General features: G+C 70.5%; 14 protein-coding genes. 7 read left to right on the top strand and 7 right to left on the bottom strand.

Translation table 11 applies throughout. From position 1 onward, the window contains the following. Positions 1-183 precede the first annotated feature (183 nt). The 3 genes from LX88_RS10400 (at position 184) to LX88_RS10390 (ending at position 3,626) form a co-directional block, all read left to right on the top strand. Entirely contained in the window at positions 184-1,344 is a 1,161-nt protein-coding gene (locus LX88_RS10400) for a neutral zinc metallopeptidase (protein WP_258947503.1), read from the top strand. A gap of 125 nt (positions 1,345-1,469) precedes the next feature. After that, complete coding sequence (locus LX88_RS10395; protein WP_258947502.1) at positions 1,470-2,720, top strand: neutral zinc metallopeptidase; 1,251 nt, start codon at positions 1,470-1,472, stop codon at positions 2,718-2,720. Positions 2,721-2,732: 12 nt separating this feature from the next. Further along, a complete protein-coding gene (locus LX88_RS10390) occupies positions 2,733-3,626 on the top strand; it encodes a neutral zinc metallopeptidase (protein WP_258947501.1) in 894 nt (297 codons plus the stop codon). On the opposite strand, the gene LX88_RS10385 is transcribed toward LX88_RS10390, so the two are convergent. From LX88_RS10385 to LX88_RS10375, 3 genes are read right to left on the bottom strand one after another with little or no spacing between them, the layout of a single operon-like run. Then, entirely contained in the window at positions 3,623-4,075 is a 453-nt protein-coding gene (locus tag LX88_RS10385) for a hypothetical protein (protein WP_258947500.1), read from the bottom strand. The two genes, LX88_RS10390 and LX88_RS10385, sit on opposite strands and share 4 nt — an antisense overlap. A 33-nt stretch (positions 4,076-4,108) precedes the next feature. Next, positions 4,109-5,386 (bottom strand): sensor histidine kinase, encoded by a 1,278-nt coding sequence (locus LX88_RS10380; RefSeq protein ID WP_258947499.1) that lies wholly within the window; start codon positions 5,384-5,386, stop codon positions 4,109-4,111. Continuing rightward, complete coding sequence (locus tag LX88_RS10375) at positions 5,383-6,051, bottom strand: response regulator transcription factor (RefSeq protein WP_030480954.1); 669 nt, start codon at positions 6,049-6,051, stop codon at positions 5,383-5,385. The genes LX88_RS10380 and LX88_RS10375 overlap by 4 nt, the downstream gene beginning before the upstream one ends. Before the next feature lie 80 nt (positions 6,052-6,131). Between LX88_RS10375 and LX88_RS10370 the strand changes: the two genes are divergently transcribed. Beyond that, a complete protein-coding gene (locus LX88_RS10370; RefSeq protein WP_258947498.1) occupies positions 6,132-6,713 on the top strand; it encodes a single stranded DNA-binding domain-containing protein in 582 nt (193 codons plus the stop codon). Positions 6,714-6,756: 43 nt separating this feature from the next. Beyond that, the gene (locus tag LX88_RS10365) at positions 6,757-7,212 is read left to right on the top strand and encodes a hypothetical protein (RefSeq protein WP_258947497.1); all 456 of its coding nucleotides are present in this window, start codon (positions 6,757-6,759) and stop codon (positions 7,210-7,212) included. Here LX88_RS10365 and LX88_RS10360 read toward each other — a convergent pair. The 3 genes from LX88_RS10360 to LX88_RS10350 form a co-directional block, all read right to left on the bottom strand. Next, positions 7,181-7,819 (bottom strand): hypothetical protein, encoded by a 639-nt coding sequence (locus LX88_RS10360; RefSeq protein WP_258947496.1) that lies wholly within the window; start codon positions 7,817-7,819, stop codon positions 7,181-7,183. The two genes, LX88_RS10365 and LX88_RS10360, sit on opposite strands and share 32 nt — an antisense overlap. Before the next feature lie 82 nt (positions 7,820-7,901). Continuing rightward, positions 7,902-8,945 (bottom strand): potassium channel family protein, encoded by a 1,044-nt coding sequence (locus tag LX88_RS10355; RefSeq protein ID WP_090065736.1) that lies wholly within the window; start codon positions 8,943-8,945, stop codon positions 7,902-7,904. Further along, positions 8,942-10,384, bottom strand: coding sequence for a M20/M25/M40 family metallo-hydrolase (locus tag LX88_RS10350; RefSeq protein WP_258947495.1), 1,443 nt, complete (start codon positions 10,382-10,384; stop codon positions 8,942-8,944). The genes LX88_RS10355 and LX88_RS10350 overlap by 4 nt, the downstream gene beginning before the upstream one ends. A 62-nt stretch (positions 10,385-10,446) precedes the next feature. Here LX88_RS10350 and LX88_RS10345 point away from each other — a divergent pair, with 62 nt between their 5' ends. Both LX88_RS10345 and LX88_RS10340 read left to right on the top strand, forming a co-directional pair. Further along, positions 10,447-10,827: a DoxX family protein gene (locus LX88_RS10345; RefSeq protein WP_258947494.1), complete on the top strand. Its 381-nt coding sequence runs from the start codon at positions 10,447-10,449 to the stop codon at positions 10,825-10,827. 76 nt (positions 10,828-10,903) lie between these two features. After that, entirely contained in the window at positions 10,904-11,437 is a 534-nt protein-coding gene (locus LX88_RS10340; RefSeq protein WP_258947493.1) for a hypothetical protein, read from the top strand. A 457-nt stretch (positions 11,438-11,894) separates the two neighbouring features. Here the strand turns inward: LX88_RS10340 and LX88_RS10335 are convergent, their stop codons facing one another. Next, the gene (locus LX88_RS10335; RefSeq protein ID WP_258947492.1) at positions 11,895-15,254 is read right to left on the bottom strand and encodes an ATP-dependent helicase; all 3,360 of its coding nucleotides are present in this window, start codon (positions 15,252-15,254) and stop codon (positions 11,895-11,897) included. Positions 15,255-15,323 lie beyond the last annotated feature (69 nt).

The raw sequence follows: 15,323 nt of genomic DNA, 5'->3' as shown, positions 1-15,323 counted from the left end.
GCGATGACACAACCACCGCCGCCAGGCAACCGGCCACCGCCGCGCCCGGTGGGTCCGCCGCCCGTGCCCGCCGCACCGCCGTACGGGCCGCCGATGCCTCCCCGTCCCGTTCAGGGACCTCCGCCCGGCGCACGCCCGCCGATGGGACCGCCTCCGGGACACCGGCCACCGTACGGCCCGCCCATGGGCTCGCCTCCTCCCTACGGCCCTCCACCGGCCGTCGGCGCACCTCCTCCGTACGGCCCGCCGCCCGGTCGCATGCCGCTGCCGCCACCGCGCCCGATGATGCCGCCGCCGCGTCCGGTGATGCCTCCGCCGCACCCGGCGTGGGGCCACCCGCACCCCGGCGCGTTCGCACCGCCGCCCTACCCGACGGCACCGCCGCGCAGAAGCGGCAGCGGCCCGGTCCTGGCGCTCGTCCTCGGCGGCGTCGTCGTCCTCGGCCTGGGCGCGATCGGCATCTTCGCGGCGGCGCTGAACAACAAGGTGAAGGACACGGGCTACTCGAACTACACGACCTACAGCCCGACCTACACCTCCACGCGGACGACGACAACGACCACCACGACGGCGTCCACGCGCACGTCGTCGACCCGCACGCCGAGCACGCAGCAGACGCCGGTGGGCCCGAAGGCGATCTACAAGCTCGCCGACCACCCGATCTTCAGCACCGACATCGGCGCGAACGACTTCGACTCGTGCCCGTTGCCGCGGATGGAATACAGCCCGGCGGGCGAGAAGCGGTTCCTCGAGGCCGCGCTGCCGTGCATCGAGAAGGCGTGGCAGCCGGCGCTCAAGGCCGCCAACCTGCCGTACCAGCCGGCCGAGCTGCAGGTGTTCACCGGCACCACGCAGACGCCGTGCGGTTCGCGGCAGAACAACACGACGGCGATGTTCTGCCGCGGCGTCATCTACTGGCCCGGCAACTTCTACGCGAACGAGGGCGGCTCGACGGTCCGGCACCCCGGCGTCTACCTCGGTCAGCTCAGCCACGAGTACGGCCACCACATCCAGTGGCTCACCGGCATGCTCCGCGCCGCGGACCAGGCCCAGTACGACGTCGGCGGCTTCGACACCCCGAAGGGCCTGGAGCTCAACCGCAGGCTGGAGCTGCAGGCCACCTGCCTGGGCGGCATGACGCTGGCGCCGTTCTCGCACCGCAACGTCGTGCCGATCGAGGTCGTGAACACCGGGCTGAGCGACTCGGGCAAACGCGGTGACTACAACCGCAGGCCTGATCACGGCAGTGCGCCGAACAACGACCGCTGGGTCATGCACGGCCACAGGCAGAACAAGATCAACGCGTGCAACACGTGGGCGGCGACCTCCGCGGACGTCTCGTGAACCGATCCCCCGGCCCATGCGTCTCAAGGGGAGAACGGGACGCGTTAGCCCGGTCGGGGGACGCGTGATCCCGGTCCGCCTATGCTCGTACCCGACCCAGGATGACCATTGGGGGACCTCAGGCGATGACGCAACCACCGCCACCGGGCAACTGGCCGCCGCCGCGCCCGGTAGGCCCGCCACCGATGCCCGCACCGCTCGGGCAGCGTCCGCCTCAGGGCCCACCGCCCCAAGGTCCACCGCCGCAGGGCCCACCACTCCAGGGCCCGCCGCCCCCGTACGGCATGCCGCCGCAGGGCCCGCCGCCCGGCTACTACGGCCCGCCGCATCCCGGCCAGGTCATGCCGCCGCCGCAGCCGTCGTGGGGCCCGCCGCCCGGCTACGGCCCGTACCCGCCGATGCCACCGCGCCGCAGGAACAACGGCCCGATGATCGCCCTGATCCTGGGCGGCGTCGTGGTCCTCGGCCTCGGCGCGGTCGGCGTCTTCGCGGCGACCCTGAACAAGAAGGTGGAGGACGCGGGCTACTCGAACTACACGACGTACAGCCCGACGTTCACCCTCCCGACCACGACGGACGCCCCGGCGACGACGAGCGGCGCACCGCGCGCCTCGACGCCGCGCACCCCGTCCGCACCGGCGACCCCGGCGGGCCCGAAGGCCGTCTACGCGCTGGCGGACCACCCGTTCCTCAAGCCGGGGTTCGGCGCGAACACGGTCGCCGGCTGCGCGCTGCCGCCGATGGACTACTCCCCGGCGGGCCAGGACCGCTTCCTGCGCGCCGCGCTGCCGTGCATCGAGAGCATGTGGAAGCCGGCGCTGAACGCCGCGAACCTGCCGTACCAGCCGGTCGAGCTGCACGTCATCACCGAGACCGCGCAGTACCCGTGCGGCACGGTCCGCCCGGACCAGACGGCGCGGTACTGCCAGGGCGGCATCTACTGGACGGCGAACGCCTACGCCGCCGAACGCAACCCGAACAACCCGAACCACCCCGGCAAGTACCTGGGCCAGCTCGCCCACGAGTACGGCCACCACCTCCAGTGGCTCACCGGGATGCTCAAAGCATCGGACCGCGCGCAGTACGACGCGGGCGGGTGGGATACTCCGAAGGGCCTCGACCTGAACCGCCGGATGGAGCTGCAGGCGACGTGCTTCGGAGGCATGTCGCTGGCCCCGTTGTCGCACGGAGCGATTCCGATCGAGGTGATCCGGGTCGCCCTGACCGACGCGGGCAACCGGGGTGACTACGACATCTACCCGACGAAGGACCACGGCACCCCGCAGAACAACGCGACGTGGGTCGACCGCGGTTACAAGTCGAACAAGGCGTCCGACTGCAACACCTGGGCAGCCGATCCAGGCTCCGTCTCCTAGGAAGGGGAGAACGTGACCCAACCAGCCAAGAACAACCCGGTCCTGCTCGCGGGAGTGTTCGTGCTGGTGGTCGCGTTCGTCCTCGGGATCGGTCAACTGAGCCGGCCCAGAGTGGTCGCCGGCCACGCCATGGCCGGTTCGCGCCCGGCCACGACTCCCCCGGCCGAGCCGTCGACGCCGATCCGGCCGCGGGCCGTCTTCCGCCTGGCCGACCACCCGTTGCTGGTGAAGCCGGTCTCGCTGACCCAGGTGACCTGCTCGTTGCCGCAGTTCGGCACCTCGGACGGCCAGCTGGCCGCCTACTACGCGGCCGGCGTCGAGTGCCTGGACACGGCCTGGGGCCCGCTGCTGAAGGCGGCGAACCTGCCGTTCGACAAGCCTGAGCTGGACGCCTCGCCGGTCCTGAAGGACGGCCCGTGCGGCGAGGCCCCGGAGTCAGACCACGCGGTGGCCTACTACTGCGGCCGCAACCGCACGATCTACATGCCGACGGCCCGCCTGCGCGACAACGGCGGCGGCGACGCCCCGGCGACGCACCTGGCCACGCTGTCGCACGAGTACGGCCACCACGTCCAGGCGCTGACGGGCCTGCTGCGGGCGGCGGACCTGAAGATCACCGACGCGGGCGAGAAGACCCCGGCGGGCCTGGAGATGTCGCGGCGGATCGAACTGCAGGCGAACTGCTTCGCGGGCATGTTCCTGAGCTCGGCGGCCGGGCGCGGCTCGCTGACGGCGGGCCTCGCGCGGCAGGCGCAGGAGGACTTCCAGTTCGCGATCGAGGAGAAGCCCGAGAACAACGCGCACGGGTCCGCCGAGAACCAGGCGCGGTGGGCGGCCGCGGGCTTCAAGGCGAACTCCACGGACGCCTGCAACACCTTCACGGCGGCCGCCGCCCAGGTCGGTTAACTCAGGTAGGTCTGCTCGTCCACGTGGCGCGTGGGCGTTCCCAGGAACACCTTCGCGTCACGTGGTGATCCGTAGGCGAGGTTCAGCGTGGTCAGCTCGTAGCTCCACTCGCCGCAGCAACCGCCTGACCACCGGTGGTTGAGCTGCCAGCGGACCCACTCCCCCCGCGCCAGCCGGACCGGGGAAGGCCTGTACCACCGCCGTGGCGCCGCGCGCAGGGTGTCCTGCAGCTGCACGGACAGCACGTCGTCGTCCTCGCGGAGGGTGAGCGCGATCCGGTCGATCTCGCTGTTCTCCTTCGACCACCTGGGCGCGAAGTCGTACCGCTCCTCGAGCCGCACCTCGTGCACCGCGGGCATCAGGTGTGGCAACGCGAACCCGACCGGCACCGCGTTGCGCCGGGTCGCCCCCGGCTCACCGCGGGACTGCTTGGTCCACTCGGTCCTCACCCACTGCACCACCACGTCCACACGCCGATGGAATCAAACGCGGCTCGGCTCGGCGACCGGATTTACCGCGGGCAGCACCACCCGGAACACCGCGCCCTGGTCGGAGGGCTCACAGGTCAGGTCTCCGCCGTGCGCCCGGATCACGCCCCGCGCGATGGCCAGGCCCAGCCCGGATCCACCGGAGCGCCGGTCGCGGGCGTCGTCGAGCCGCACCAGCCGGTCGAAGATCCGCTCACGTTCGGCCTCGGGCACGCCAGGACCGTTGTCGGACACGGTGAACCCGGTCAGGTCGACCCGGATCCGGACGGTCCCCTGTGGACCGGTCGCCTGCCGCGCGTTGTCGACCAGGTTCGCGAGCACCTGCGCGAGCCGTTGCCCGTCCCCGACCACGGCGACCGGAACACCCTCGGCCGTGATGTCGAAGTCGGGCGCCACGAACCGGGTCCTGGCGACCTCGGCCTCGGCGAGGCCCAGCAGGTCGACCGACTCGCGCTGCATCTCGTACCCGGCGTCGAGCTGGGCGAGGGCGAGCAGGTCGTCGACCAGCCGTCCGGCTCTTCTGGCTTCCCTGACCAGCAGGAACGACATCTGGTCGCGGTCGGGCGAGTCGACGGGGGCCTGCACGAGCGCCTCGGCCACGGCCTGCACACCGGTGATCGGCGTCCTCAGCTCGTGCGCGGCGTCGGCGACGAACCGCCGCGTCCGCTGTTCGGAGCCCTCCAGCGAGTCGAGCATGCCGTCGAACGCGGCCGCGGTCCGTCCCAGCTCGGTGTCGGTCCTGGACGGGTTGAGCCGCCCGCCCCGGTGCCCGGCGGCGATGGCCTGGGCCAGCGAGGTCATGGCGTCCAGCGGTGCCAGCGCCCTGCGCACCACCACGACGATCAAAGCGCCGGTGATGCCGATCGCCGCGAGCCCCAGGATCAGCAGCAGTTTCCGCAGCCTGTGCTGGGCCTGCGAGATCGCCTCGGTGTCGGCGTAGAGGGTGACCTTGTTGCGCTGGACGTTGCGGACCTGGCGTTCGAACTGCCCTTCCTCGGGCGCGCTGCCGACGGTCGTGCCGTTGGGCAGGTCGATGGTGACGTGGATGTTCCGCTTCGTCAGCACTCCGACGACCTCGGCCGGGCGCCTGCCGTTCTTCAGCATCTCCACCGCACGCGCCCCGGCGTTGTTCAGCACGCCGTCGACGTCCTTGGAGGACTGCCCGGCGAACGTCCGGTCGACCGAGATCACCAGCGTCACGAGCACCAGGAACAGCACCAGCAGCACGGACACCGCGACCCGCCGGCGCAACGAGACCGTGCGGAGGTTCATTCCTCGGCCCGCAGCACGTACCCAAGGCCGCGAACGGTGTGGACGAGCCTCGTGCCGTGTTCCTCGATCTTGCGGCGCACGGCGCTGACGTGGACCTCGACCAGGTTCGGGTCGTAGTCCTCGTAGCCCCACACGGCCGTGAGGATCTGCGTCTTGGACACCACGCGCCCGCGCTGGGCCGCCAGGTACACCAGCAGCCGCAGTTCGGTCGCGGTCAGTTCGATCGGCCGGTCGGCGCGCATGACGACACCGGCGTCGGCGTCCACGACCAGGTCGCCGACCTGCACGGTCGACGGCGTGCGGCCGAGGCGGCGCAGCACCGCCGAGACCCGTGCCACGAGCTCTGCCAGCACGAACGGTTTGCCCACGTAGTCGTCGGCGCCTCCGGAGAGGCCTCGCAGCCGGTCCGGCACGCCGTCGCGCGCGGTCAGCATGACCACGCCGGCGCCGGACGAGCGGCGGATGACCTCGAGCAACTGGAAGCCGTCGCGGCCGGGCAGCATGACGTCGAGCACGACCAGGTCGGGGCGGAAGCGACCGAGGTCGGCCTCCAGCTGGCGCCCGTCCAGGCGGTGCTGCACGTCGTACCCGGACTCACGCAGCGCGGAAGACACCGCGGCACCGATCGCCTCGGCGTCCTCGATCACCAACACCCTGGCGGACACCTCACCATTCTGCTGATCATCGGCACTTCGGGCGACTCGCCTTCAGCTTGCGCTCAGCATGCACCCGCACGCTGGTGCGCATGTCGAAGAAATCTGCGTGGGCCGGCGCCATCGTCGCGGCCGTCGGCCTCACGGTCGGCGGCATCGCGGTCGCGACGGCGGCCGAGGGCCCCGACCGCCCACCGAACGCGGCGTTCGCGGAGCGCCACCTCGGCGCACCCGGCGGCCCCGGCAAGCCCGGCCGTCCGGACAAGGCCAAGCTCAAGGACAGCACTCTCGTGGTCGGGCGGGTCAAGTCGGTCGAGACCGGCAAGCTCACGATCACCAAGGACGACGGCAGCGAGGTGTCGTTGACCACTGACAACTCCACGAAGCTGCGCGGGGGCGATCTCGCCGGGCTGAAGGCCGACCAGCGCGTGACCGTGCGCGTGAAGGACGGCAAGGCGCTGAACGTGGCGCTGGCGAAGGCCCAGGCACGCGGCACCGTCAAGGACGTCAACGGCAACACTGCCACGTTGATCCAGGTCGACGGCCTGCAGACGTCGCTGGACCTGTCCTCGGTGACCGAGAAGCCGAAGAACGGTGACCTCGTCACCGTGAGCGGTTCGGTGACCGACGGCAAGACCATCAAGGTCGACCAGCTGCGCCGGCTGGCGAAATAAACCTGGGCTCCACGCGGGCCGCCGCGTCTGCGAACATCGCAGTGTGGCGGTTCCGCGAAGCCCGGACAGATGGGTGTTCATCCTGCTGGTCGTCGGACTGGTCGGGATCGGGGTCGCGCTCGCGCTCTTCTTGCCCGCCAAGGTGTTGGGCGCCGAGGAACCCCCTAGACCCGTGACCGCGACAGTCGTCGAGAGCGGCTCGTGCGGCCAGGGCATGGACACGGTCGAGTGGGATGCCGACGGCCAGAAGAAGCAGGCCAAGCTCGACGGCTGCGGTCACACCAAGGGCGAGACAGTCGAGATCGTGAACACCGGCGGCGAGATGGTGTCGTCCGCCGCCTCATTGCCCGTCGGACTCCCGGTCGGGCGCCGCCTCACCGCGCTGCTGCTGTGCATGGCAGCGCTGGCGGGCGGCTTCTACGCGTTCCTCTTCCGCTACGCGCCTCTGCGCGCACCGGCCGTGATGCCTACTCCTCGGCGGACGGAGCCGGCTCCTTAGCCTTCGCGAGGATCTCCACGACGTCGCACGCCATGGCGACCAGATCCTCTGCCTGCTCGGCGAGGCCCAGGTCGGTGAAGGTGAAGCACGCGACGCCGCCGGCGACGTCCACGGCAGGTGGCTGGTACGACTTGAGCTGGGCGACGACCCTGCGCTCGATGTCCGGCGCCAGGTCGCCCGAGATCTCGTAGCCCGCGCCGGGCCGAGGCGGGTTCATCCTCAGGTCTCCGGTCAGTTCCGGTGCGTCCAGCACCACCACGAGTGCCGGGAAGGTTCGCTCGGTGTGGGAGTAGCCGGTGGTGCCGAGCCCGCCGGACGTCGTCGTCGAGGAGAAGACGGCGACCCGAACGGCACGCCGCTCGTGCACTCCTGCCACGGTGCCGCGCCGTCCCAGCCCGGGCAGGGCGCTCATCCGCCCCGCCGGCATGTCCTCCTCGTCGGAGACCCGCGTCCAGCCGGGCTTGCGCGCCAAGCTCTCGAGGGAACGAGCGGCCACTGAGGCGGAACGAAGTCTCCCGCTCTCGTCCCCTGAGTACACGATCGAGAGCACCACGACCACGACCAGCATGACGAGGCCGATCACGGTCAGGACCAGCGGCAGATCCATGCGTCCTCCGAGGAGCGTTCGCCCGGCACGGCTCCCCGGCGGTGGGGACCACCCCGCATCGGACCACACGGAGGGCGCGCGCTCACTCCTCTCCGGGTGGAGTCACCTTCTTGACGTAGAGCAGCCGGTCTCCCGGCTCGATCGCGTCGGCCTCCGGAGCGTCCACCCGGAACAGCGTCCCGCCCCGCACCACGCCGAGCACGATGTCGGGCAGGTGCCGCGGCGATCCGCCGATCTCGCTCTTCTCGACGTCCCGCTCGGCGATCGCCAGCCCGGCGTCGGGCGTGAGCAGGTCCTCCACCATCGCCACGACGGACGGCGTCGCGGTGGCCATGCCGAGCAGGCGACCGGCCGTCTCGGACGACACGACCACCGAGTCCGCGCCGGACTGCTTGAGCAGGTGCTCGTTCTCCCGTTCCCGCACCGACGCCACGATCTGCGCCTTGGGCGCGAGTTCGCGGGCCGTCAACGTCACCAGCACCGCCGTGTCGTCCCGGTTCGGCGCGACGACGATCGCGCGCGCACGGGCCGCACCGGCGACCCTCAGCACGTCGTTGCGCGTACCGGAGCCGTGCACGACCACCAGCCCCTTGGCGGACGCCGCGTCGAGCGACTCCTGCACGGTGTCGACGACGACGATGGAACCGGGGTCGACACCGTCACCGAGCAGCGCCGCGACAGCCGAACGCCCCTTCGTGCCGTAGCCGACGACCACCACGTGGTCCCGCACAACCCGCCTCCACTTTTGAATGCGCAACGCCTGACGTGAGCGCTCCGTGAGAACTTCGAGTGTCGTGCCGACCAGCACGATCAGGAACAGGACCCGCAACGGCGTGATGACCAGGACGTTGACCAGCCGCGCCGACGACGACGCGGGCGTGATGTCGCCGTAGCCGGTCGTCGAGAGGGACACCGTCGCGTAGTAGAACGCGTCGAGCAGCGAGACGCCGTCCTCGTTGACGTCGCGGTAGCCGTCGCGGTCCAGGTAGACGATCATCACCGCGAGCAGCAACGCCGCCATCGCGCCGATCACGCGCTTCAGGATCGCGCGGACAGGGCTCTCGACCTTGTCCGGCATCCTGATCACGCCGACGAGCGAGTGCGACGCTTCATCAGACAGGCTCATCGGGACAACCTCTTCGCGATCTCCGCTTGGGCAAGCATCCGCCACAGGTGAGCGGCCGCCTCCGCGCCTTTGAGGAGCAACGGCACCACTACGCGCTCGTTCGGCGCGTGGACGCGATCATCCGGCAAGGTCGCGCCGAGGTACACCAGGGGCACCCCGAGTCGTTGCTGGAGCACCGCCGCGGGCCCGGACCCGCCGGCCCGCGCGAACCGGACGGGCTGGTCGAACGCGAGTTCCAGGGCCTGTTTGACCGCGGCGTTGGCCGGGTCGTCGGGGCTGATCGCGTACGGCGGCACCCCTTCGCCCCTGAGAGCGACCCGCGCCGTGATGCCCGGCGGCGTGTGCTCGGCGACGAACCGGCTGAGCTGCTGCGCGACCTTCTCCGGGTGCTGGTCGGGCACGAGCCGGAAGCTGATCTTCGCGGTCGCCGTCGCGGGGATGATCGTCTTCAGGCCGGGCCCGGTGTATCCGCTGCTGATGCCGTTGACCTCGGCGGTGGGCCGCACCCAGATCCGTTCGAGCGTGCTGTAGCCGGTCTCGCCGTGGGTCGCCTGGGCGCCGCCACCGTTGTGCTGGAGCCACTTCCGCTCGTCGAACGGCAGCGCGGCGTAGTCCTCGCGCTCCTTTGTGGACGGTTCCAGGACGTCGTCGTAGAAGCCTTCGAGCCGGATCCTGTTGTCGTCGTCGTGCAGCGCGGCGACCAGTTTCGCGAGAGCCGTGGCCGGGTTCGGAATGGCACCGCCCGCACGCCCGGAATGCACATCGTCCGCGCCGCCTTCGAACGTGATTTCAGCCCCGAGAACACCCCTTTGCCCGGTGTTGACCGTCGGCGCGTCACGGTCGTGCAATGCCGTGTCGGTGAACACCACAAGATCACAGCCGAGTTCGGCTTCGTGATCTTCGAGCAGCTTTCGCAGATGCGGTGATCCAGATTCCTCCTCGCCTTCGACGAAGAGTTTCAGCGTGACGCCCGGCGCATTCCGCCCGGTGGCCGCGAGATGCGCTTTGACCGCGAGCAGGTGCATCGCGACCTGCCCCTTGTCGTCACTCGCACCGCGCCCCTTGATCTCGTCGCCGCTGATCACGGGCTCGAACGGCGGATGCTCCCAGCGTTGCACCGGATCGACTGGCTGGACGTCGTGATGCCCGTAGACGAGCACGGTGGGCGCGTCCGGATCGCTCGCCGGCCAGCAGGCGAACACGGCGGGAAGCGCCGGCCCGTCACCCCAGATCGCGACCTCCGGCCAGCCGTCCTCCCGCAGCGCGTCCGCCAGCCACTCGGCGGATCTCCGTACGTCAGCGTGATGCGCGGGGTCGACCCCGATGCTCGGAATCCTGATCCACTCGCAGAGCCCGGCCACGAACGAATCGGCCAGCGCGGCGACAGCGGCGCGTTCGGTGCGTTCTGTGCCTTCGGAATGACGAGAATCACCTGCCACGGCCGTGGAGGATAGGCCAGCCCCGTCTCGCCTACGCGGCGTAGGCATGACAGGGTGACGCCATGGAACCAACCCGTTCCCGAGCGCGGTCGGCGATGGCGCTCGCCACACTGCTGGGCCTGGCCGGAGCAACCCACTTCACCAGGCCGAAGTACTACGACGCGATCGTCCCCCGCTCGCTGCCCGGCACCCCGAGGCAGTGGACGTACGTCTCAGGCGCCGCCGAACTGGCCGTGGCCGCGGCGGTGGCCACCCCCCGAACCCGCCGCCTGGGCGCTTTCGCGGCAACCGCACTGTTCGTGGCGGTGTTCCCGGCAAACGTGAAAATGGCTCTTGATTTCCGGGGCAAGTCCCCCAAAGCCCGAGCCATCGCCTACGGCCGCCTGCCGCTGCAGATCCCACTCGTCGCATGGGCGTGGAAAGTGGCGAAAGCCTCCCCATGACCACCCTGGGTAATCCTTAACCAAGTATCCCGCAAACGCTGTCATTTTCTGCGCGAGGAACCTTAGGATGCGCCCTGTGCAAACGCTCCTTCAGCGCGCCGCGACCGCACTCGGCTGGGACGGAGTCGTCGTTCCCGACGTCGCCGTCCTGGGCCAGCAGGTGTCCGCGGTAGTGCGTTTGCTGCCCGACGTGCACGAATGGAGAACCTCGAACGGCTGGCCCCCACGAGCCGACCCGTCCTGGTTCCGCTCGTGGTTCGAGCCGGAGGCACACGACCGCCTCCCCGTGGCCGCCGTCGAACTGGTCGGCGTGCTGGTGAGCGAGTCCACTACGGACCGCGCCCTCCAGTCCTGCGGCACCCTCCTGACTCTGGCTCCGTGCGCGGTGATGCTCCCCCGCACCGACGAGTCGCAGGCCTGGTCGTACATCGAGCTCGACTACTACGGGATCGGTGTCGTGGTGGGCGACGACAGCGTGGCCGAGTTGATGGTGCCGCCGGAGGACCGGTCGCCTGAGTTCGGGCCCTCGTTGTTCGGGCGGTGGTTGCTCGAGGTTTTGTACGAGCGCGTTTTGAAGGCTTCTCACGCGCCGGCGGGCAGCAGCTCGTAGGGCTGAGCTGGTCGCGGACTGAGCTGGTCGCAGGGCTAAGCCGTCCGCAGTGCCGTCCCGCAGGGCGGAACAGGGCCAGCCGTCCCGCACGCCACGCCTGTCTCGCACGCCAAGCCCGTCCAGCGGAGCCAAGCCGGTCTCGCAGGGCCGAGCCGTCCGAAGGGCCGAGCCATGCGGCCCAACCGACATCACCAGCCCGCAAGCCCGAGACGCCGCATCCAGGCGGACAGCCGCCGCAGCCCCCGCGCGCGATCCAGACGTCGCAGCCCTCGCACACCGTCTTGATGACGACTCGGACCTGACCGAGAGGCTGGCCTGCTGCTGATCTGCTGCTGCCCCCGCGCGCTTCCTTGTCACGCAACGAGTGAAACGCAACTTCGGTTCCCGGCTATCCACAGGCTAACCGAGCAACAAATAACCGCAGGTCAGAACTCGGCAGCCTGTGGACAACTCGCGATCAAGACTCGACAGACCGGATCAGGTCCTTCAGGCCCTGCTCCTCCAGCAGGTCCGCCGGCCGCACCGTGTGGTCGTGCCGCACGTAGTGGAACGCGGCCCGCACCTGTTCCAGCGGCGCGCCGATCAGGGCCGACCACGCCAGCCGGTACGCCGCCAGCTGTACGGACAGGGCCGGCAGGGCTTCGGCGTCCGGGACTGCGCCTGTTTTCCAGTCGACGACGGTCCAGCCGTCGGGGTCTCGGTACACGGCGTCCATGCGGCCGCGGACTGAGATGCCGTCGAACTCCGCTTCGAACGGCACTTCGACGTCGTGTGGGGTGCGGTCTGCCCAGGCGCTGGCCAGGAACGACTCCTTGAGGCGTTCGAGGTCTGAGTCTGGGGCCGCGTCTGCGTCGCCTGCGCCTGGGAGGTCGTCTATGTCGAGCAGGCGGGTGGCGCCGAAGCGGTTTTCCAGCCACGTGTGGAAGGCCGTGCCTCTGCGGGCCAGTGGGTTCGGGGGGAACGGGAGTGGGCGGCGCAGGCGGCGGGCCAGGAGGTCTGGGTCCTTTGCCAGTTCCACCAGCTGTGAGACCGACAGGTGGTCTGGCAGGGCCACCTGTTCGCGGCGGTTCTGGGACGCCGCTCGTTCTGCCAGCAGGACGTCCACGTCCTTTGCCCAGCCTTCTGGGTCCTCGTCGAGGGGGAGTTCCGGGTCGTCTGGGACGACGTCGTCGGGGAGTGGTTCTGGTTCTGGCGGGAAGTCGTCGTCCGGGGGCTCGTCGGTGGGGGGCGGGTAGTCCTCGTCCAGGAGTTCGGGCGCGGGGTCTTCGAAGATCAGCGGTAGTGGTGCCGGTGGGGCGTTGCGCAGGGTGTCGAGGGCGGCCAGGACCATCTCGGCGCCTTCGACTACTGCGTCGCGGCGTTTGCCTAGCGGGTCTGACGGCCAGATCGAGGACTTCACGTCCTCGGCCAGCGGGTTCGGGGTGTCCGCGTCCGGTTCGGGGGCCCAGCAGGAGACGTCGCCGGGTGCGGTGTCGCGTTGCAGGACCTCGTGCATTTCCTGCAGGAAGACCGACGGGCCCTTGGGCTTGTCGCCTGCCTCCGCCCACCAGTGGCCCGACATCAGCAGGCTGTGTTCGGCTCGGGTGACGCCCACGTAGAAGAGGCGGCGTTCCTCGACGAGGCGGCGTTCCTCGAACTCCTCGGCGTGGATGGTGAGCGCCTCGTCGACCTCTTTGCGGTTGTAGCCGGCGGACAGCTTCAGCGTGGGGAGGTCGGCCGAGTCGCCGCGCAGGGGGGCTGGCAGTTCGGTCACGGACTTGAGCCAGCACGAGGACTTCTTGCGGCCCGGGAAGACGTCTCTGACCAGGTGCGGCAGCGCGACGATGTGCCACTCCAGGCCCTTCGCGGAGTGGACGGTGAGGATCTGCACGCGGTCTTCGGAGACCTCGACCTCGCCGGGTTCCAGGCCGTCTTCGGCGTGCTCCGCCGTGTAGAGGTAGTCGAGCAGCGACGGGAGTGTGGCGGACGGGGAGGCGGCGGCGAAGTCCGTCACGACGTCGGAGAAGGCGTCGAGGTGGGCGCGGCCGACCATGCCGGGGCGTGACATCGACTCGATGTCCAGCAGCAGGGTGCGTTCCACGTCGGCCACGAGTTCCGGTAGCGGCTGGTCGAGCCTGCGCCGCAACGCCGCGAGCTCGCCGCCGAGCCGCCGGATCCGCCGGTAGCCGTCGGTGGAGTATGCGTCCGGGTCGCCCGGGTCGTCCAGGGCGTCGGCCAGGCCTGCCTGTTCGGCGTGTTCGCCGGGCAACGCGTCCGCCAGCACCATCAGCGGATCATCCACAACGGACTGTCGCGGTGCGACGCCCGCCAGGTCGCGGGCCCTCGACCACAGTGCGGCCAGGTCGACGGCCGCCAGGCGCCAGCGCGAGCCGGTCAGGAGGCGGGCGGCGGCGGTGCCCGCCAAGGGGTCGACCAGCACCCTCAGGGCCGACACCAGGTCGCGCACCTCGGGTTCGTCCAGCAGGCCGCCGAGGCCGACGACCTCGACCGGCAGACCGCGTTCGCGCAGGGCCGCGGCGATGGCTGCCATGTCCGAACGGCGGCGCACCAGCACGGCCGCGGTCGGCGGCACGCCTTCGGTGTCGAGGTGCGCTTCCCATTGCGCCGCAACGTTGTCCGCCATCCAGTCGAGCTCCTGGCGGATGTCGGCGTGCAACGCCAACCGCACGTCGCCCGGTCCGGCGCCGGGCCTCGCGCGCAGCTCGTCGACGTCCAGCCCGGCTTCGCGCAACGGCAACGAGACGGCGTTGGCGAGTTCGAGCACCTCGGGCGGGTTGCGGAAACTGGTCAGCAGACCGAACTTCCTCGTCGGCGGGAAGTCGTCGGCGAAGCGCGGCAGGTTCGCCGCCGACGCCCCGCGCCAGCCGTAGATGGCCTGCGCCGGGTCCCCCACGGACGTCACCGGCATCGGCTTGCCCTCGCCGAACAACGACCGCAGCAACACGCGCTGCGCGTGCCCGGTGTCCTGGTACTCGTCCAGCAGGACGGCGCCGTACCGCTCGCGTTCCCCGGTGGACACCTCGTCGAACCCGGCCAGCTGCGCTGCCAGCGACATCTGGTCCGCGAAGTCCAGCGCGGCTTCCTTGCGCTTGCGCTGCTGGTACGCGTCCAGCAACGGCAGCATCGCGATCCGCAACCGTTGCGCCGCAACGATCTCGCGCAGCTTCTCCGGCAACGCGTCCCGCTGGCGGGGAGCACGCGGCGCGTTCTCGACCAGCGCGCAGAACTCGAGGGCGTGCGCTTCCAACGCCTCGGGCGTCACCAGGTGCTCGCCCAGCTCGCCGGCCAGCGACAGCAGGTACCCGGTGATCGTCGCCGGCACCTTGTCCGTGTCGAGGTCGCGGGCCCACGTCGACACCACCCGGTGCGCGAGCTGCCACGACGCCGTCTGCGTCAGCAGCCGCACGCCGGGTTCCACGGGCAGCCGGAGCCCGTGCTCGGTCACCAGGCGCCCCGCGTAGGCGTGGTACGTCAGCACCACGGGCTCACCGGTCAGCACGGCCATCTTGCGCTCGCCGCTGGGATCGAGATCGTCCAGCAGGGACGATCCGGCCAGCCTGCGCAGCCGGGCGCGCACGCGGTCCGCGAGCTGGCGCGCGGCCTTGCGCGTGAACGTCAGGCCGAGCACGCGATCGGGCAGCACGAGCCCGTTCGCGACCAGCCACACCACGCGCGCGGCCATGGTCTCGGTCTTGCCCGCTCCGGCGCCGGCGATGACCAGCGCGGGTTGCGCGGGTGCGGCGATGACCTCGGCCTGCTCGGGTGTCGGCTTGTTCAGCCCGAGCGCCTCAGCGATCTCGAACGGGCTGACGGTCACCAGTACATCTTCCTACCCGGGCCGGACGCGGCCGCACCACCCCGGACGGTGTGTTCGCCGACAGTTCGA

Source organism: Lentzea californiensis (assembly GCF_024648825.1).
In the GTDB taxonomy this organism is placed as follows: Bacteria; Actinomycetota; Actinomycetes; order Mycobacteriales; family Pseudonocardiaceae; genus Lentzea; species Lentzea californiensis.
The sequence above is the reverse complement of the archived record's forward strand: the minus strand, read 5'-3'. Positions and strand labels throughout refer to the sequence as shown.